At 58.0% G+C, this 17,482-nt stretch carries 17 protein-coding genes and 1 CRISPR repeat array; of the genes, 4 read left to right on the top strand and 13 right to left on the bottom strand.

Annotated elements, in window-relative coordinates; genetic code table 11:
- Window position 1 precedes the first annotated feature (1 nt).
- A CRISPR array of direct repeats spans window positions 2–1,144; the repeat unit is 32 nt; unit sequence GTTTCAACTCACGCCCCCGCATGGGGGGCGAC.
- Window positions 1,145–1,376: 232 nt separating this feature from the next.
- From cas2 to C8D99_RS04090, 13 genes are all read right to left on the bottom strand, one after another.
- The gene (gene cas2 / locus C8D99_RS04145; RefSeq protein WP_133956673.1) at window positions 1,377–1,667 is read right to left on the bottom strand and encodes a CRISPR-associated endonuclease Cas2; all 291 of its coding nucleotides are present in this window, start codon (window positions 1,665–1,667) and stop codon (window positions 1,377–1,379) included.
- A 9-nt stretch (window positions 1,668–1,676) separates the two neighbouring features.
- A complete protein-coding gene (gene cas1c / locus C8D99_RS04140) occupies window positions 1,677–2,708 on the bottom strand; it encodes a type I-C CRISPR-associated endonuclease Cas1c (protein WP_243833829.1) in 1,032 nt (343 codons plus the stop codon).
- Window positions 2,705–3,343, bottom strand: coding sequence for a CRISPR-associated protein Cas4 (cas4, locus tag C8D99_RS04135; protein ID WP_133956669.1), 639 nt, complete (start codon window positions 3,341–3,343; stop codon window positions 2,705–2,707). The genes cas1c and cas4 overlap by 4 nt, the downstream gene beginning before the upstream one ends.
- 6 nt (window positions 3,344–3,349) lie before the next feature.
- The gene (gene cas7c / locus C8D99_RS04130) at window positions 3,350–4,171 is read right to left on the bottom strand and encodes a type I-C CRISPR-associated protein Cas7/Csd2 (RefSeq protein ID WP_133956667.1); all 822 of its coding nucleotides are present in this window, start codon (window positions 4,169–4,171) and stop codon (window positions 3,350–3,352) included.
- A gap of 3 nt (window positions 4,172–4,174) precedes the next feature.
- Window positions 4,175–6,127, bottom strand: coding sequence for a type I-C CRISPR-associated protein Cas8c/Csd1 (gene cas8c, locus C8D99_RS04125; protein ID WP_133956666.1), 1,953 nt, complete (start codon window positions 6,125–6,127; stop codon window positions 4,175–4,177).
- Window positions 6,124–6,828, bottom strand: a complete 705-nt coding sequence (cas5c, locus tag C8D99_RS04120) for a type I-C CRISPR-associated protein Cas5c (protein WP_133956664.1) — start codon at window positions 6,826–6,828, stop codon at window positions 6,124–6,126. Before cas5c ends, cas8c begins: the two co-directional genes overlap by 4 nt.
- Window positions 6,828–9,320, bottom strand: a complete 2,493-nt coding sequence (cas3, locus tag C8D99_RS04115) for a CRISPR-associated helicase Cas3' (protein ID WP_133956662.1) — start codon at window positions 9,318–9,320, stop codon at window positions 6,828–6,830. The genes cas5c and cas3 overlap by 1 nt, the downstream gene beginning before the upstream one ends.
- A gap of 363 nt (window positions 9,321–9,683) precedes the next feature.
- Window positions 9,684–10,160, bottom strand: a complete 477-nt coding sequence (gene grdA / locus C8D99_RS04110; RefSeq protein WP_133956660.1) for a glycine/sarcosine/betaine reductase complex selenoprotein A — start codon at window positions 10,158–10,160, stop codon at window positions 9,684–9,686.
- Window positions 10,161–10,181: 21 nt separating this feature from the next.
- A complete protein-coding gene (locus C8D99_RS04105) occupies window positions 10,182–11,318 on the bottom strand; it encodes a 3-dehydroquinate synthase (RefSeq protein ID WP_133956658.1) in 1,137 nt (378 codons plus the stop codon).
- A complete protein-coding gene (gene aroF / locus C8D99_RS04100; protein ID WP_133956656.1) occupies window positions 11,294–12,331 on the bottom strand; it encodes a 3-deoxy-7-phosphoheptulonate synthase in 1,038 nt (345 codons plus the stop codon). The genes C8D99_RS04105 and aroF overlap by 25 nt, the downstream gene beginning before the upstream one ends.
- A 105-nt stretch (window positions 12,332–12,436) precedes the next feature.
- Entirely contained in the window at window positions 12,437–12,601 is a 165-nt protein-coding gene (locus tag C8D99_RS15135) for a hypothetical protein (protein WP_166669995.1), read from the bottom strand.
- A 154-nt stretch (window positions 12,602–12,755) separates the two neighbouring features.
- On the bottom strand, window positions 12,756–13,634 hold the full coding sequence (locus tag C8D99_RS04095) for a cyclic di-GMP-binding domain-containing protein, MshE-related (RefSeq protein WP_133956654.1): 879 nt from the start codon (window positions 13,632–13,634) through the stop codon (window positions 12,756–12,758).
- Window positions 13,634–14,017 (bottom strand): response regulator, encoded by a 384-nt coding sequence (locus C8D99_RS04090; RefSeq protein ID WP_133956652.1) that lies wholly within the window; start codon window positions 14,015–14,017, stop codon window positions 13,634–13,636. Before C8D99_RS04090 ends, C8D99_RS04095 begins: the two co-directional genes overlap by 1 nt.
- A gap of 199 nt (window positions 14,018–14,216) precedes the next feature.
- Between C8D99_RS04090 and C8D99_RS04085 the strand changes: the two genes are divergently transcribed.
- The 4 genes from C8D99_RS04085 to C8D99_RS04070 all read left to right on the top strand — a co-directional run bounded on the left by C8D99_RS04085 (window position 14,217) and on the right by C8D99_RS04070 (window position 17,463).
- Window positions 14,217–15,557 (top strand): M20/M25/M40 family metallo-hydrolase, encoded by a 1,341-nt coding sequence (locus C8D99_RS04085; protein ID WP_133956650.1) that lies wholly within the window; start codon window positions 14,217–14,219, stop codon window positions 15,555–15,557.
- 111 nt (window positions 15,558–15,668) lie between these two features.
- Window positions 15,669–16,571 carry an alpha/beta fold hydrolase gene (locus C8D99_RS04080; RefSeq protein WP_133956648.1) on the top strand — a complete coding sequence of 301 codons (903 nt, stop codon included), beginning with the start codon at window positions 15,669–15,671 and terminating at the stop codon, window positions 16,569–16,571.
- The gene (locus C8D99_RS04075; RefSeq protein WP_133956646.1) at window positions 16,568–17,251 is read left to right on the top strand and encodes a hypothetical protein; all 684 of its coding nucleotides are present in this window, start codon (window positions 16,568–16,570) and stop codon (window positions 17,249–17,251) included. Before C8D99_RS04080 ends, C8D99_RS04075 begins: the two co-directional genes overlap by 4 nt.
- Window positions 17,248–17,463 carry a 4Fe-4S binding protein gene (locus C8D99_RS04070; protein WP_133956644.1) on the top strand — a complete coding sequence of 72 codons (216 nt, stop codon included), beginning with the start codon at window positions 17,248–17,250 and terminating at the stop codon, window positions 17,461–17,463. The genes C8D99_RS04075 and C8D99_RS04070 overlap by 4 nt, the downstream gene beginning before the upstream one ends.
- Window positions 17,464–17,482 lie beyond the last annotated feature (19 nt).

The following is a 17,482-nucleotide window of genomic DNA, read 5'->3' as shown; positions in this document are numbered from 1 at the left end:
CGTTTCAACTCACGCCCCCGCATGGGGGGCGACGCCATCGGGGCGATCGTCGGGCGGGCAGGGATCTGTTTCAACTCACGCCCCCGCATGGGGGGCGACATCGTAGATCTGGCCGACGGCCGGCCGGATACGGTTTCAACTCACGCCCCCGCATGGGGGGCGACTTACGCCGCTCTTCAGTTTGTTCAGTTGCTCCTCGTTTCAACTCACGCCCCCGCATGGGGGGCGACTTCGCCGCGTAGTTGATTTTCGACCGCAGGGCGGTTTCAACTCACGCCCCCGCATGGGGGGCGACTTTTCGGCGATGTGGCGGAGGAGTGGTTCCAGAAGTTTCAACTCACGCCCCCGCATGGGGGGCGACCACGCCAGCGAACGCCGCCGTCGCCATCCCGGAGAGTTTCAACTCACGCCCCCGCATGGGGGGCGACGTTCAACCGCGCCAGGGGCGTGCACCAGGTGGGTTTCAACTCACGCCCCCGCATGGGGGGCGACTACTTTTTCGATATCTACGATCTGCACATCGAGTTTCAACTCACGCCCCCGCATGGGGGGCGACGACGATCCTGGGGAACAAGCTGGAAGCAAGCCTGTTTCAACTCACGCCCCCGCATGGGGGGCGACGGGGTCACACGACTAGCCTCCGGCACCAGTTGGTTTCAACTCACGCCCCCGCATGGGGGGCGACATCACCACTTCGCGAGACGGGAACCGATGGCCGTGTTTCAACTCACGCCCCCGCATGGGGGGCGACAAAAACCTTCGGGTATTGCACCACCTCCCTCAAGTTTCAACTCACGCCCCCGCATGGGGGGCGACCTCAGGAGCCCCTGGAGGACACAAGTACAAGGAGTTTCAACTCACGCCCCCGCATGGGGGGCGACAGGATCTTCAGGCGGCCGCCCTCCCATGCGTCGTTTCAACTCACGCCCCCGCATGGGGGGCGACGTGAAGGTTTTCGTCATGCTCATGCCGTAGTTCCGTTTCAACTCACGCCCCCGCATGGGGGGCGACCGGATCTCCTGAATCCCCATGCCCTTTTTGTACATGTTTCAACTCACGCCCCCGCATGGGGGGCGACGCCATCGGGGCGATCGTCGGGCGGGCAGGGATCTGTTTCAACTCACGCCCCCGCATGGGGGGCGACCGTATCCTTTTCAAATGCTGTTATCGCAATTGTTTAGACCTCTTGTTCCGCGAAACTGCAAAAAAGCATACCTTTTTATGGTTTTATCTTCCGTAAAAAGTCCTAGCAGTTGTCAAGGTCCGGTCCGCGAATACGTTTTTTCTGGAAAGGCCTGAGCCTTGGCATTCCTACTGTCACTATGCCATTTTTGACAGTCTTTCGTGCTTGTTAACTACCCCTTCGCGGGAAAATTTCAAAGCACTATAAGCCCCTGAGGGTTATATGTTTCTTTGGCTCCAACATGCTCGACCCGGCGTTCCCAATTTGCACCGAGGAAGTAGTACCTCAGGCTGTCATGTTCTTGATCGATTTCTTTTTCCAGCTTGTGCTTGAGGTCTGTCCATTGCGCCGGAGTTACCAGGCACTCAAAAACCGAGTTCTGCACCCGTTGTCCGAAGTTTTCGCACTGTCTGGCGACGCGGCGAAGGCGCCGCTTGCCGCCTTCGCTCTCTGTGCTGACGTCGTAGGTTATGAGGACCATCATTTCTCTCACCTACCTCCATTGATAGGGGGGATAAACCTCAAGCTCGCCCCTGATATGCCTTGCCAGAAGCCTGGCCTGCATATGTGGCAAAAGCCCTATCTGTATTTTTTCCCCGAGGAATGGGTGCGTCAGTTCGTCCTGTTTTCTTTTTTGCCAGGCCGATATGACTGTTTTTCGGACTTCCTCGTCCATAATAACGGCTCCGCTTTCAGTGATGACGAAACCGTCGGCCCGTACCTGGTTGAGGTTGATGAGAGACAGAACAAGGCGGTCAGCAAGCCAGGAGCGGAATTCCTCCATGATATCCAGGGCAAGGCTCGGCCGCCCCGGTCGTTCTTTGTGGAGGAATCCCACAGCGGGATCAAGGCCGACGCCTTCGAGGGCGGAAGCTATGTCGTGGGCCAGCATGGAGTAGACAAAAGAAAGCATGGCGTTTACCCTGTCCAGGGGAGGCCTTCTGGATCGTCCTGTGAATTGGAAGGACTCTTTCTGGTTCAGGATCATGTTGTCGAAGGCGCCGAAATAACATTGAGCAGCATCTCCCTCCAGCCCTCTCATGGCTTCCAAATTTCCGACCCGTTTCAGCTCCTCAACTTGCCCCGACAGATACCGAACTGCATCGGTCAAAGGATGCATATCTCTGTCCGGGTTATCCCTGGCAGTCCGCATCAACACGGCCCTAGAGTTGCCGATTTTGCCTATGAGGACGCTCTTGGCAATGGAGAGAGTCCCCTCATTGTTGTCCGCAACCCGATACTGCTGGCGACGGAGCAGAACGTTTCCTCTCACGGGGCCATCCACACGGGCAAGAAAACGCCCGTTTTCGGAGAGAAAGGATATGGGGATTCCCTTCCGTCCGCAGAATCCCATGAGAGGACCCGTTGCGTTGACCCTGCCGAAACAGACAATTGACTCGAACAGGTGGAGAGGAAATTTCTTGGACGTTTGCCTGTCCAGATGAACGACCACGTTTTCTCCATCCTGGGAAAGCCAGGCACCCTGGGTGGTAACAAAAAGGGTATTTAATATCCTTTTCATCATATTACCTCGGCGATGTTCCTGATGATATCGTCCACATAAGCTTTTGAACGGTCTTTTCCGCCGAGTTCGGGCATGCAGACGGAAAGCAGCGAACAGTTTTCGCAATGATGTGCATGCACCGGCGGAGGAAGGCGCTTTTCTTCATAGAGTTGCCTTGCTCTTTCGCACAGGCGGCGAACTCCGTCCCGCAGGACGGCATCAAGGCTGACCAGTTGCCGCCTCCGGGGTTGTCCGTAGTAGACCGCTCCTTCCGGAACGGCTATCCGGAGCATTTCTTCGAGGCACATGGCCTGGGCGCAGAGCTGGAGTTCGTCGGAACGGTCATAGCGTTTCCGGCCCCTCTTGTACTCCACAGGATAGGGTATTTGTCCCGAAGAAGTGCTGTGGAATTCCACGAGATCGGCCACCCCGAAAAGCCCCAGTTCAAGTGAGCGTAGCTGCAGTCCCCGCACCAGTCGAACAGGCCCCCGAGATTCGGTTCCCGATTCGTGGACGTGCAGGTGAAGTTGCTTCCCTTCAACGGTCAGCACGTTCTCCGCCCATTCCTGCTCCATGTGGATCAATGCCCACTGGCGTTCGCAAAAGTTCAAATGTTGGAGGCCGGAAATGGGAAGAAGATCTTCTTCCAAATACATGAAGAATTAAAAACCCTCAAGTATTTCCGGCGTCAGATTGCTGAGCCGTTGCTCCTCGTATGTACCATCACCCTTGAACCTGATGGAATTGTGAACCCTGGCCGATGAGTATTGCCCGGATTTGCAGTTGTGTTCCCACCAGAAGACTTTGCAGACACGCATGCTGCCTTCAGGTCGGGCGGAAGAAGCATCGTTTTCAAAGAGCCTGGGAAGTATTTTTTTTATTGTTTCCGCATCTTCGTCGCTGAAGCCGGTTTTTTCCGCAAGCTGCGGGTTCATGCTGCCGTAGAAGTAGTAATATCCGTCGTCGATCCGGTGTTTCATACCCATGGTGTCAGAACTCCGTTTGCCGTCCTTCCCTTCATCGCCGCTGACGCTTTTGGTGATCTGGGTGCTAGTGATGCTGACGGGTTCCACGGTAAACGCCGACTGTACTGTGACGGGACCCCTGATGGGGACGGAAACTCCTGAATCTTCATTTTTCCCAGATTTGAAGGCGAAGAGCTGGCCGAAGGCCCGTACGTCAAACCATGTTTCACAGGCCTTTTTCACTGTTTCGTTTCCGCCCATTTTCTTGCCGAGCACTGCCTCGGCACGGGTTTTAAGGGATGTACATTCATCGATTTTTCGATCGTCCGACTGGACGAAAATGTTGATTCCGTTCTCGAGCAGCCGGTCCCGTATCTTCCGCTTGATGCACACATCCGACATCTCGCCCAATCCCTCGTAGGTGGTTCGGGGCCGGTTTCCATTCAGGGGATCGCCGTTGGGGTTGGCGTTGCGAACGAACAAGAGCACTGCGAAATCTATTTTTTTGCTGAGAGACATGGCTTACTCCTCCTCCTGTACTGTTATATCTGTATCCGGACCCTGGGCATCGGTTTCTTTCTTCGACGTCAATTCCTTTATCTGACAGTAATATCCCAGAAGAAATTCTCCCGAAAGGGGTTTGTCATCCACGAATTCCTCTGTGTTAAACATAGAGTGGACTTCCCCGAGCAGCGACTTCATTACATGCAGAAAGGAAGGCCGCTGGCTCTGCAATCGCGTCATGTACGGTGTCAATGATTGCCGTATCAGGAGCCAGGTGGAATTCGGCCGTTCCGAGAAACGCTGCATAAGTTTCGCGGCGTTGGTGTCCCTTTTCTCGCCGCTCAGGAAGAGGGCACGGGATTCGATATTCTCGGCTATCGCCAGAAGGCGTCCATACAAATAGTCTCGGGTTCTTCTTTCCGTTTCGAGCGCCATGGAATATCCCCTTTCTTTGTGTGAGCCTTTGAATAGTCCGCACGCGATACCCAGGACCTTGAACCATTCCCAGAATTCAAGCCCTGCCCTGCCCGTGCTTGCCCTAATGCAGACGGACCTCACCAGGTCCCGTGGGATGGGACTTCCGTCCACGATACAGGGGAGAATCCGGTTGACAGTAGATTTGCTGAGCTTGGGATCGATTCGCCGCCCAAAGGCGGCGTCCGCAATGTCTTTGGGTGAAGGAGCCCCGACGAACTGGATGTCCTTGCTGTAGCGCTGGGGCCAGGCAAAGGAGGAGTGCCAGTTCTCCAGCCTCCTGAGGAATTCGGACCCTTTCAGCTCCCGGTAGAGGGTGATCGCCATTCGTCCTTTCCCTGGGATAGTGGAGTCGAGGCCCAGAACGACGATCTTGTCAGCGTCGCCGAGTTTGGCGCTCCACCCGGCAATTTTCTTTCGCAGCCTGAGGGCATACTCCTGGCCGATGTCCCCGATGACCGTCTGTCCGTTAGCGAGGGATTCTCCGGTTTCCTCCTCGAAAAAGGCCTCCAACGAATTCGCGGCGATGGGAGGAACGGGTTTTCCGGAGGGTTCCCAGGACACGATCACCTGATCCTCGTTCCTGAAGGCTTGGCGTTGAATAAGCCATCTCAGGGCGTTATGAGCCTTCTGGGAGACTTCGTATCCTACCGTGCACGCCTGGCCTCCGTCGGTGAAGCGCCCACGGAAGGTATAACCTGTAGTATCGTTGGAGGAAATGAGTTTTGCCTTGTCTCCACTGTGACGGATCGACGCAGGATGCTTCGTTCCAAGAGGAAGAAGTTCTCCTGTCACCATGCATAATCCGTTTTCACCCTGGAGGGTTTCGTTAAACTTTTGCCATGAGGTGATGAGGGTCTTGTCTTTCCAGGTTCGGTCTTCCAATTCTCCGGGTTGTCGGACCTTCCATCGCACCATAGCATCTCCCTGGTCCTGGACAGTGTCATCTCCTTCTTTTTTTTTCGTGAGCAGTTTGAAGAGAGGGGGCATTGTTTTGGCGTCAGGCCATGAGGTGCAAAGTTTCCCCTTCTCATCCAGATGAAGAACGCCCTGTCCCACGAGATGTTCCACCACCCGCCCTTCCTCAATAAAGGTCCTGATTGCCTTGAGTTTCGGGTGACGAGAAAACTCATGCCACTTTACAAGGAGGGAGCGATATCCTAATTTGTTTTCCGATCCGCTCTTGAAGTCCTCAAAGTAGGATGGTTTTATGCCGCCGTATGTCGGGTAGTCAGCAGCCACATACTGGATTTTGTCGCACAGGGGATGAGGGGCTCCTCCGCTTGATCGCGTGGCTGAGTCCTCCGTTGCGGGAAGAAGGGTGTCTTCCTTGTTCACCACCGACGCGTTCAGAAGCTGCCCCTTTTCGTCGAGCACGATCTCAATGTAGGCTTGCTGGGAGATGTGGCTTGTAGGGATGGGACGGGGATTCTCACCCTGTTCCGGGAGCTTCATGGCCAGCTCGTATGTCTCGTAGAGCCGCTGCATCCAGCTCATAAGAGCCCCTCCTCTCCCAGGCCCGAAAATGAAATTCCTGGGCGGAAATTTGTCGGTTTCATGGTACGTACGAACTTTGTGACGGTACATTCTTCCGGCCTGGGGAAGACAATGCGCCCGTCCACCATCGCGGCGAACCAGAACCGGCTGTGGAGTTCCTCTTTTCCTGACTCCTCAGGGTAGCTGAAGCTGTGAAACATCAAGCCGTAAGCGATTTCTCCGCTATTGTCGTACGTTCCTTCCCCTGAATTGAAGGCACAGGGTTCAGCATATCCCTGGCACTCTCTCGTTCCAAGAAAGATATCCCTGCGGCCGCCTCGCTCCAGCATTCGCCTGGCGATCTCGAAGTGTTTTCCTTCGTTGCGGTCCCCTTCCAGTTCCGGAAGGAGGGTATTCCATTCAAAATGAGCCCGGACCTGGTACTCCACATCGGAGAGGTATGTATACATCGAGAGAAAGTTTCCCCCGGCGGTATAATCCAGGGGCTTAACCCCCTTGCTCTGGGTACGTATGGGTCGCATCACCCTGACGGCATCAATGTACCAGTTGAAGGTGGGCTTCCAGTAAATGGATCGGGCAATACCTTCCAGTGCCTCGTAGGTCGGGATGTGGTAGGTACATTTTTCCCCTCCCACTTTTGTTATGGGGTCGGTGAACAAAGCGAATTTTCCCCACAAGCGAAACTCGATGCTGTTCCTCATCAATGCACCTCCGTTTCAAGTCGGGTTACGGCCTCATGAGCAAGACCGAACTCCTGGCTGTAGTATTCTTCCCTCAGGCCCCACACCCCCAGTCCGTTGATTTCGTAAACAGCGTTCGTTTTTATGAGTTTGTTGAAGATGTTTGGATAGACATTGACGGCAAAGAGCTGTGCCCGGCGCAGCAGAGCTTTTCCCCCGGCAGGATTGTCTATTTTTCCGGAAAGCTCGGTAATCACTTCCCTGCCCTCGCCGTAGGGTACGATCACTCCCCTGGTAGAGGCATCAATGGCCTGGAAAAGCGAGGCGGCAGAGGCGAAGGACTGTTTGAGAGGAATCTGGTGAGAGCCGCCGGCAGGAGGACGGTACCCTGCAGCCGCCATGGTGTTGGACGAGAGCATGTTCAGGAGGGTATCGTTTCTGTGTTCCGTCACAGGATAGGCCATGTCTTCGGCGCGTTTGAAAAAGTAGTGCTCAAAATAGCGGGTCATGACGTCGGGGTGGAGGAGATTGACGGAGCCGCACCCCTCGTTCTTCATCTCCTGCAGTAAAATTTGCGCCTCGTCCCTGCCCACTTTAATGTCCACGAGTCTGTCTATCGGATCCTCCCGTGGGTTGATGATAAGAACCTGCCCCTTTTTCCGCAATCCGTGACGATTGCACCGCCCCGCCGCCTGGGCCATGGAATCCATGCCTGCGAGGCACCGGATAACCGATCCGAAGTCCACATCCACGCCGGCCTCGATGACCTGGGTGGAGACGCAGATAAGGGGGAGTTGCGGATTTTTTTCCAGGGAATTCCTTATCCGCTTCAGCACTTCGCGCCGATGAGCGGGGCACATGGCGGCACTGAGATGAACAGTTTCGGAAAACGTACCTTTTATCATTCCGTAGAGTCTTCGGGCCATTCCGGTGGTATTTACCACTACAAGGCACGTGGTGAAATTCTTCTGCTGACCGAGTGCAAGGGAAGCAATTTCCTCGTCGGTATAACCTTTCGGGCGGGTCCTGTCGAAAACGTCAACCCGGCGGAAGGCTTCGAAGAGGGCGGGCACGCATTGCACTATCTCGTCCTTCTCCGAACAGCGAAGGGATCCAAGCCTTCCGTCCACTTTGTGCAGCAGAGGTTGTGTGGCGGTACAGAGGACGGCCCTGGTTCCGCAGTGCTCGGCGAGGAAATTCAGGGCATTGCAGAACATATGCACGGTCCTGACCGGGAGGGTCTGAATCTCATCGAAGATGAGGATGGAATTTGCGAGCTGGTGCATCCGCCGGACACTCCTGGTTCCGCTGCCGAACAGAGCCTCCAGGAACTGAACGCTCGTCGTGAAGACTACGGGGGCGTCCCAATTCTCGGTGAGCAGCCGGCTTCGCCACGACTCCCGCTCTTCCGGCAGGTTCGAATGGCACTCAAGGACAACCCGGTTCCTCTCATGGGGTGGTTCAAGGATATCCCTGGCGACTTGGGCGTTCTGGTCAATGATGGAAGTGTAGGGAATGACATAAAGAATGCGATCAATCTTTTGGGGGGAATGCTCGTAACGGAGAGCGTGATGAAGGGCGAAACGGAGACTGGCCAGTGTTTTTCCTCCCCCTGTTGGGACGGAAAGAGTGAAAAAACCGCTGTTTCTTGCCGCTGCTGCGCGGCATTCTTCGGAGACTTTCTTTCTTTTTTCGTTGATGGGGCCGCTGCCTTTTAGTGAATCGAGATATTGTTCCAAACGTTCCGCCAGAACGCTCCAGGAGACATAGTTTCCTTCCTGCCGTTCGGAGGCTGCCCACTCTTTTTCAAAATTGGCTGTATCCGTTCTGTCTCCGTCGATCAGGCAACTGAAGAGCATGCGCAAGGTGAGCCCGATCTTGAAGGATAATACAAGTTTCATCTTCTCGTCGTTGGTTCCTGCCTCATGGCTTTTTTCTTTTTGGATAACGGAGGAGAGGTGATTTTTGAACTCCCGGTGAAGTTCAGGTCCGTCGAGAATTTGCTGTATCCTCTGGGCAAGGGGGCGAGGCATTTTTCCAAGGGCTTCGGAGAAATGGGTACTTCTGTCCGGTTTGTTCATTCTCTTGGTGAAGTTATCGGTGCCGTCGGGGGCAAGGCAATCTATCAAACCCGAATGGTGGGATGCGATGCTCAGGGCTAACATTTGAGCGGCGCAAGCCGTCACATAGTCTTTGTGGGGAATAGTGTTCCAAAGATATTGGGCTCCCGCAGTAGAATGGTCAATTTTCCCCTTCTGTTGCGCCGCGTCCACATACTCATCGCAATCCTGATCCAGTATTCCTTCGGCGGAGGCCAGATAGGCCTGAAATTCCGAGCCGTTTTTTCCTATGTCATGGAGTAATCCCTGCAGTTCTCCCATGGTGCCCAAGCCCATTTTTTCAGCGTGTTTTCTGCTTATGGAAGCCGTTCCAAATAAATGTTCCTCCAAGGTCTGACGCGCTCCGTCTTTTTCACGAACGTGAGCAATACTTTCCCTTACCGGGCACTCCATAACAGCACCTCGAATACAAATATTTTAAAACACCATGGGAAGTATAGCAAAAAAACCCAAACTATCTGGAAATTTTACGATAATATCAATGCAGTTTCTTGGAAAATATTTAACAGAAGGCATCACACATTTTTAAAGCCGATTTTCAATGGCCGATGCTTGAAGAGTAGCAAAAAAAGTACTTTTTTTCCCTTCAAACATAATGAGAAAAAGAGGAGGTGGTAGGCCGGCGAAACGAATTGTGAGGCTGTTTTGATCAGAATGTTTTTCAGACAAATAAACCCCCGGTTATGAACTGCGCCCCCTGAGCCGTGAAAAACCGGCATCGGGAACTGTTCATTTCCGGGGGCTTGTTACGCTCTCTCAGAGCGCGTGCTTGCTGAACTGTTCGCGGATGCCCTTCACCGCCGCCGCGAGGGCGTCGGGGTCGAGCACCATTTCCATCATGCTGATCTGAGCTTCCCATTCTTCGGGGTCGCACTCTTCGCGAATATCCTGTTCGAATACATGGTACACGGGGAGTCCCAACGAGACTCCCGCGAGAGAACCTGCAAAGGTCGGATCGCCGTTGCTTACGGTCTCCGCGTAGATCTCCGCGCCTTCGGCGTCGGAGGAACCGAGGATGACCACGACGTTTTCCGCTCCGAATTTCTCAGCGGCATCCTTGATGCGCTGCTGATTCTGCAGGTCCATCGCTCCGGCGGCGGTTCAGACAAAGCACTCCGTCACGGAGAATTCGATGGAAGCGCCGCTCCCCTTCAGGCATGCCTCCATGGCGGGTCCGGGAACGCCGTCCCGCTCACCGAGGAGAAGCAGTTTTTTTCCTGTCAGTTTGCCCATTTTTCCACCTCCTTTCTTCTTTCAAGAGTACATGGAAAGGGATGTTCCGTCCAGTGCGGCAATCCTTTCTTCGTAGGCCTCCCGGAGGAGGGAAAGGGGGATGTCGTCCCTGAGGCGGCATGGTTTTCCCTCTCCGGGGATTACCAGCCGGGGGGAGCCTCCGGTAAATTTTTTGTCCATGGCCAGGTACGGAGCCGTTTCTTCCCAGGGGATGTCCGGCGTCAGGGGAAGGCCGAAGGAACGGAGCAGTCTCCCGATTCTCCGGACGGTGTTCTCCTGCAGCTCCCCGAGCCGGAGAGCCAGCCTCGCGGCGACCATCATTCCCGCAGCCACGGCGTCGCCGTGCTTCCAGCGGCCGAACCCCGAGGCCGCCTCAAGGGCGTGCCCCACGGTGTGGCCGAGGTTCAGACGGGCCCGGGCGCCCGTCTGCTCCCGTTCGTCCTCCGAGACCACCGTCAGTTTCATTCTTGAGCATTCCGAAACAAGCCGGAGAAGAACCCCGCAGTCGCGCCTCAGGATGGGGCCTGCGTTTTCCTCGAGCCACGAAAGGAAGCGCCAGTCCTCTCCCGCCCCGTATTTCACCGCTTCGGCGAGACCCTGCCGGAAGTCCTCCTCCTTCTGGGAGCGGAGGCATTCCACGTCCGAGAGGACCCATTCGGCGGGATGGAAGGCCCCCACGAGGTTTTTCCCCTCCGGGAGATTCGCTCCTGTCTTTCCGCCGATGGCGCTGTCCGCCTGGGCGAGGAGGGTGGTGGGGCACTGGATGAGCCGGATGCCCCGCATCCAGGTGGCGGCCGCGAAGCCCGCCGCGTCGCCCGTGACGCCTCCTCCCAGGGCGAGAATCGTGTCCGTGCGCTCCATTCCGCATCCGGCGAGGGACGCGTAGATCCCGCCGATACTGGAAAGGCTTTTCCCTTTTTCTCCCCGGGGGAGGAGATGCATGCCCTTTCTCTTTCCAGGATAGTCTCCGAAAAGGGGCCCGGTGATCTCATCGGCCACTACGAAGGGGCATTCATCCCGTCCGGTCAGGGAGTTCAGCCTGGGGAGGAGTCCCCGGCCGACGACGACACCGGTGGGAAAGGAGCCGCACCGGAGGCGGATGTCTCCCTGCTCCCCGGTTTCCGTCCGGACGGTTACCTGGCGAGCATTCTTTCCCACGGAGTTCCCTCCTCCCGGACCGCTTCCATGATTCTTTTCGCCGCCGTCATGAGACGGGAAAACTCTTCCGGGTCGAGGGACTGGGGGCCGTCGCAGAGGGCGGCCCCGGGGTCGCAGTGAACTTCCACGAGCAGGCCGTCGGCGCCTGCGGCGATGGCGGCGAGGCTCATGGGGAGCACCAGGTCTCTCCGGCCTGTGGCATGGCTCGGGTCCGCGACCACGGGGAGGTGGGTCAGGGACTTGAGCAGGGGGATAACCCCGAGGTCCAGGGTGTTCCGGGTGTTCTGATCAAAGCTCCGGATGCCCCGTTCGCACAGGATGACCCGGTCGTTGCCTCCCGCGAGGATGTACTCCGCTGCCTGGAGCCATTCCTCTACCGTGGCGGCCATGCCCCGCTTCAGGAGCACGGGCCTGTCCAGCCGGCCGAGTACCTTGAGAAGGCTGAAATTCTGCATGTTTCTCGCCCCCACCTGGAGGATGTCCACGTGGGGAGCCACCCATTCCGCCTCCTCGGGGGACATCACTTCGGTGATCACGGGGAGCCCGGAGGCTTTCCGGGCTTCCTTCAGGAGGGCGATCCCCTCGCTTCCGAGCCCCTGGAAAGCGTAGGGGTGGGACCGGGGTTTGAAGGCCCCGCCGCGGAGGATGCGGGCTCCCGCCTTCCTGACGGCCAGGGCCGTTTCCAGAAGCTGATCCCTGCTTTCGACGGCGCAGGGACCGGCCATGACAACGGGATCACCCTCTCCGAGAACCACGCCGGGGGCGATCTCCACCGGCCTGGACCCGGGACGCACTGCACGGCTTGCGAGGGGGTAGCAGCAGGAAACGGCATTCACTTTCCGGACTCCGGGAAGGGCGCTGACGCCTGATGTGTCCGTTCCGTCGGACGCCACGATATAGGATGCCTCTCTCCCGGACACGACCCGGCAGCTCTTTCCGCTCCGTTCCACTGATTCGCGCACCCGCTCCAGGTCAATTCCCGTACTGTTCTGCGCCATTTCGACCACTATCATGATTCTTCCTGCCCCCTTTCAGTATGCGTTCCCATAAAAAACGCCGGAACCGGGGTGTAGAAACCCGGTTCCGGCGACTGTTCCTTTTCTTGTTCCGGTGCTTCCCTAGGCCTGGGTTGCTCCCGGGGAGTGCGGATACGAAGAGGCCGAAGACGGATCTCTACGGAAAGCCGGGCCGGTGGCGCAATAAAGCCACAGGCCGCCGGTAAACGCGAACTGGAAAAATCCGCCGTTGAAATGGCTGTTCGTGAAAACCGTCAGCTTCGTCATAGGGCCGTCTCCTTTCTTTGCGATGTTCCGCAGGGTGGTATTGGTGGACTATTCTAGTCTTCCGGGGAGATTTGTCAAGGGGAAATGTTCAGGCAAACATTCAGGGGCGCCTCCGGCTCGTTCCGTGGCGCCCCTTCAGTGTTCTCTTCCGGGATCAGCAGAGAATCCCTGCCCAGAGGATCCCTTCGGGCAGAAGCAGGGGCAGCAGGCCGTCCGGTTTTTTCCGGAGGCGGGGGTCGTCGCGGGGAACTTCTTCCTGGGGAAGGAGATCGAGCTCAATGCCCCTGTCGGAGCAGTTGACGGTAAAGAGGCCGTTGCTCACGTTGAGAAATTCTTCCACTGCCGCCCGGGCCATTTCATCGTACGAGCCGGAAGCGAGGTCGGAGAATCTCCGGGCCAGGTCGGCCAGGACGTTTTTCTCCGCGGAGATGAAAACGGCAAGTTCACGGTCGCCCTTCATGGGCTGCAGAAAGGTGATGAGCTCTCCGTTTCCTTTCTCGGCCAGAGGATCGAGGGCTGCGGCGGGGTCCACGAAGCGGATGACGTTCCTGACGAAGAGTTCCGCCCAGGCCCTGACGAGGGAGTTTTTTCCGCCGGGCTGTCCCGCGAGGACCGAGGCCACGGCCCTGTCGGTGTCGCCCCCTGTCATGGCTTCGTACCCTTCCGGAGAAAGGCCCGATTTTTCCCTGTACAGTTCGAGAGCCCTGACCAGTCCCTCATGGGAGAGAATCCGGTCCTCCACGAGTATCTGCCCCAGGAGGACGTGTTCGTTTTTCTGGGCCGAAAGAAGTTCTTCGAGTTTTTCCGCCGTGAGGTAGCCCTTCTCGATGGCGATCTGGCCGAATCGCTTGTCCTCCCGTTTCTGGATCCTGTTGACTTCCCTCACCTGGGCCGGGGTCATGAAGTCCCTGGCCAGGGCGAGAATTCCCACCAGAGGGCGGACATCGCTCAGCCTGGCGAGCGCCCGGGAAAGAGTCTGCGGAGTGACGATGCCCTCCTGGAGGAGAAACTGGCCGAAATGACGGGAGAACATTATTCAAGCTCCCCTTTCAGTATTCTGCGGAGGAGCGTGTGGATGACGTCCTTCTCGAAGGGTTTCTGGATGAAATCGAAGGCTCCCGCATCGATGGCTGTCATGAGGTTTTTCTTCGTCCCCGTCGACGACGCCATGACGACCCGGGCCGAAGGATCCTCTTCCCGGATTTCCACCAGGGCATCAAGGCCGGATTTTTCAGGCATCACGATATCCATGAACACGAGATCGGGGTGGTGTTCCCGGTAAAGTTCCACGGACTCACTGCCGTCCCTGGCCTCGAATATGTTTTTAACGCCCCACTCTTCCAGAATGAACCTGAGCGTTTTCCGGATCACCGCGGAGTCGTCGCAGACAAGCACGGAATAAGTTTTTTCGTTCAAAGGAAAGCCTCCCAGATGGAATTCTCCCGGGGGAGAGGGTATTGTCTGAATTATATCATGACCATTCCGTTGAAATGATAGCTTTCGGGGGAATTTTCGGCCTTTCCCCTGCCGGATGGAATGGAAGGTTTGGACATCTCAGGCGGGGATGCAATAGAATAGGTCCACATGGCATTCGCCGGGAAAGGGGAACGAGAGAATGGAGCACGTGCACAGGCATATTGATGAGCACTTTAAAGACTATCTGTCGGCGGTGGGGGATTTGGTCCGGCAGCCTTCCATCAGCGCCACCGGGGAAGGGGTGCGGGAGTGCGCCCGGCTTCTCGCGGACATGATGACCTCCGCCGGGATCAGGACGGAAATCCTGGAAACCGGAGGCAATCCCGTGGTGTACGGCGAGATCCCGTCGGGCCGGAAGGATGGGAAGACCGTCCTTTTCTACGGCCATTATGACGTTCAGCCTCCGGAGCCCCTGGAGCTCTGGGAGTCCCGGCCCTTCGAGCCCGCCGTCAGGGACGGCAGGCTGTACGCCCGGGGAATTGCGGACAACAAGGGACAGCTCATGGCCCACATCCTGGCTGTTCGGGCCTTCCGGGAGACGGGGACGGACATTCCCTGCAGCGTGAAGTTTGTCTTCGAGGGGGAGGAAGAGTCGGGGAGCACCAGCCTTGCCCCCTTCGTGGAACAGAACCGGGAGAGGCTGGCCTGCGACATCGCCCTCGCCGTGGACGGTCCCATGCTTTCAGGGGACGTGCTCAACGTCTGCCTTGGGTGCAGGGGGGTGCTGAACTTCGAGATCGAGATGGAAACGGCCCGGTTCGACTGCCATTCCGGCCGCGGCGGGGATATCATACCCAACGCCGGGTGGGAGCTTCTGCGCCTCCTCCGGACCATGAAGGACGAGCAGGGCAGCATCCTGATCGAAGGATTCATGGACGGGGTCCGGACGCCAACGGAAAAAGACATGGAGATCATCGCCGGGCTGCCCTTCGACAGAGAGAACCTCAAAAACCTCTACGGCGTGCCCTCCTTCGGCCTCGACAAGAACGGGTACTACACGAAGCTCAACCTCCTGCCCACGCTCACCATCAACGGGATTACCTGCGGCTACCAGGGGAAGGGCTCCAAGACCATCAATCCGGCGAAAGCCTCGGTGAAGATGGACGCCCGGCTCGTGGTGGACCAGAACCCCCTTGACATCGCGGAAAAAATCAGGCGGCATGTCGCCCGCCATGCCCCCGATGCGCGGGTGACGGTGCACGGCTTCATGCACCCGTCGAAGACCGACGGCGATCTTCCGGTGTGCAGAACGGTGGTTTCAGCCCTGGAAAAAGTGTACACCGACAAGGTCGCTCTCTCCCTCGGGCTGGGAGGAAGCCTGCCGAGCTACGTGTGGACCGATATTCTCGGCGTTCCCGCCCTGGGAATTCCCTACGCCAACCAGGACAGCGGGGGCCACGCCCCGAACGAGAACTTCCGCCTGGACCTCCTGCAGAAGGCGGTCCATGCCTCGGCCCAGATACTGCACGACATGAAATAGCCCCTTCCGGGGGAATGAGAGGGTGAAGTTCCCCCTTCTTTCTCTGGCGGATGTAGAATAGGGGCGTTCAAGACCCGGAAAAAAACCTTTTAATCGCGGAGGCTGGTATCAATGATCCGGACAATGAAGAAACTGGCGTGGCTGTTCTGTGCCGCCCTGATCGTGCTGACGGCAACCGTCCCTACGGCGGCTGAACCGGAGAAGCGCCTGCGGACGGCCTCCTTCGACGGCGTCGAGGTGAGCTACCTGGACGAAGGCGCCGGGGACGCCCTGCCGGTGGTCTTCATCCACGGCTGGGCCTGCACGGGGGACTTCTGGCGTTTCCAGACCTCCGTCCTGCGGGACCGGTACCGGGTGATCGCCCTGGATCTTCCCGGCTTCGGGCAAAGCGATAAGCCCCATGACAGGCCCTATACCCTGCAGTTCTTCGCCCGGGCCGTGAAGGCGGTGATCGACCATGCCGGGGTGAAGCGGCCGGTGCTCGCCGGGCACAGCATGGGCTACGGGGTGGCCGTGCAGTTCCTCGCCGACTACCCCGGCGAGGCCCGGGGCGTCTGCAACGCGGACGGGGCCTTCTTCTGGCTTCCCGACGACCCGGGGGCGGTCCCGCCATGGGAGGCGGAGATGAAGGGCCTTTCCGACGGGCTGGCGGGCCCGGACCGGGAGAACCTCGTCCTCTGGTTCATCAACGCCACCTTCTACGGCAGAACCCCCGAAGACCTGAGAAAAGAGATCACCGGGGTCATGGCATCGGCGGACCCATACGCGGCGAACAGTTCCATGGCCGAATTCATCCGGCGGGAGAACTGGGTGCGCCGCAGCTTCAGCGTGCCTTCCCTGGCGGTGTACTCCAAAATTCCCGAGCTTCCGGCGGAGACGGAGCAGAAACTCCGGGAGACCTTTCCGGACCTGACCTACGTGGAATGGACCGACACGGGCCACTTCCTCATGATGGAACAGCCGGACCGCTTCAACGGTCTGCTGGTGAAATTTCTCGAAGGGATGGACACGTGACGGATTCCGGCGAAGTGTGCAGCTTTCGGGGCCTGCAGGCAAAGAATTATGTGTTTCTCGGCCCCTCCGGCAGCGGCAAGTCGGAGATTGCCCTGAACCTGGCGATCCGGGCCGCCTGCGGCGGGGGGGCGCCTGTCCATTTCTTCGACATGGACCAGACCAAGCCCCTCTTCCGCTCCCGGGAGGCCAGGGATGCCGTGGAGCGCAGCGGGGCGGTCTTCCATTCGGGCCTCGAGTTTCTCGACTCGCCCGTGCCGCCCGACGGCGTCAGCGAATATCTGCGGGACGAAGGGGTCCGCTGCTTTCTCGACATGGGGGGCAGCGTGAGCGGTGCCCGATCCCTGGGGCAGTGCCTCCCCGACGCGGGGGGGCTCACCCGGGCGCTCTACGTGGTCAACGTCTACCGCCCCTTCTCCGACGAGAGGTGCTTCCTCGGGGATCTTTCGGCCATCACCGCCGCCGCCCGCCTTTCGTCCCCCTGCATCGTAAGCAATCCCAACCTCGGCGGGGAGACGACCCTCGAGGATGTGAAGAAGGGGCACGGCCGCCTGCTGGAAATCCTGGAGAGGAACGGCCTTTCCCTCGCCTTTCTTACCGTCCGGGCCCCCCTCCTGGAGGCAGCATCGGAGTGGGCGGACTGTCCCGTGGAGGGGCTTGCCCTCCGGCTGTCGGCAGGATGAAAAAGCCGCCGGTACACATCCTCCTGGACCCGGAAAAGTGCAGGGGCTGCGGCCTGTGCATGGATGTCTGCAAGAGGGGCGTGATGGAGGTCCGGGAGGGGGAAAACGCCTGCGGGTGCAGGCCTGTAATCGTGGTCCATCCCGAGAAGTGCGTCCTCTGCGGCCTCTGCATCGCCGTGTGCCCCCTGCATGTCATATCCCTGAAGAAATAGAGGAAATCGCGGGATCCGG

Origin of the sequence: Aminivibrio pyruvatiphilus, assembly GCF_004366815.1 — a bacterium.
GTDB lineage: Bacteria > Synergistota > Synergistia > Synergistales > Aminobacteriaceae > Aminivibrio > Aminivibrio pyruvatiphilus.
Note: the sequence above shows the minus strand (reverse complement) of the source record. Positions and strands in the feature narration are given on the sequence as shown.

Bases quoted from the DNA above. Each gene is read 5' to 3' on its own strand.
- cas2 (WP_133956673.1), bottom strand. From the start codon at position 1,667: ATGATGGTCCTCATAACCTACGACGTCAGCACAGAGAGCGAAGGCGGC.
- cas1c (WP_243833829.1), bottom strand. From the start codon at position 2,708: ATGATGAAAAGGATATTAAATACCCTTTTTGTTACCACCCAGGGTGCC.
- cas4 (WP_133956669.1), bottom strand. From the start codon at position 3,343: ATGTATTTGGAAGAAGATCTTCTTCCCATTTCCGGCCTCCAACATTTG.
- cas7c (WP_133956667.1), bottom strand. From the start codon at position 4,171: ATGTCTCTCAGCAAAAAAATAGATTTCGCAGTGCTCTTGTTCGTTCGC.
- cas8c (WP_133956666.1), bottom strand. From the start codon at position 6,127: ATGAGCTGGATGCAGCGGCTCTACGAGACATACGAGCTGGCCATGAAG.
- cas5c (WP_133956664.1), bottom strand. From the start codon at position 6,828: ATGAGGAACAGCATCGAGTTTCGCTTGTGGGGAAAATTCGCTTTGTTC.
- cas3 (WP_133956662.1), bottom strand. From the start codon at position 9,320: ATGGAGTGCCCGGTAAGGGAAAGTATTGCTCACGTTCGTGAAAAAGAC.
- aroF (WP_133956656.1), bottom strand. From the start codon at position 12,331: ATGATAGTGGTCGAAATGGCGCAGAACAGTACGGGAATTGACCTGGAG.
- C8D99_RS15135 (WP_166669995.1), bottom strand. From the start codon at position 12,601: ATGACGAAGCTGACGGTTTTCACGAACAGCCATTTCAACGGCGGATTT.
- C8D99_RS04095 (WP_133956654.1), bottom strand. From the start codon at position 13,634: ATGTTCTCCCGTCATTTCGGCCAGTTTCTCCTCCAGGAGGGCATCGTC.
- C8D99_RS04085 (WP_133956650.1), top strand. From the start codon at position 14,217: ATGGAGCACGTGCACAGGCATATTGATGAGCACTTTAAAGACTATCTG.
- C8D99_RS04080 (WP_133956648.1), top strand. From the start codon at position 15,669: ATGATCCGGACAATGAAGAAACTGGCGTGGCTGTTCTGTGCCGCCCTG.
- C8D99_RS04070 (WP_133956644.1), top strand. From the start codon at position 17,248: ATGAAAAAGCCGCCGGTACACATCCTCCTGGACCCGGAAAAGTGCAGG.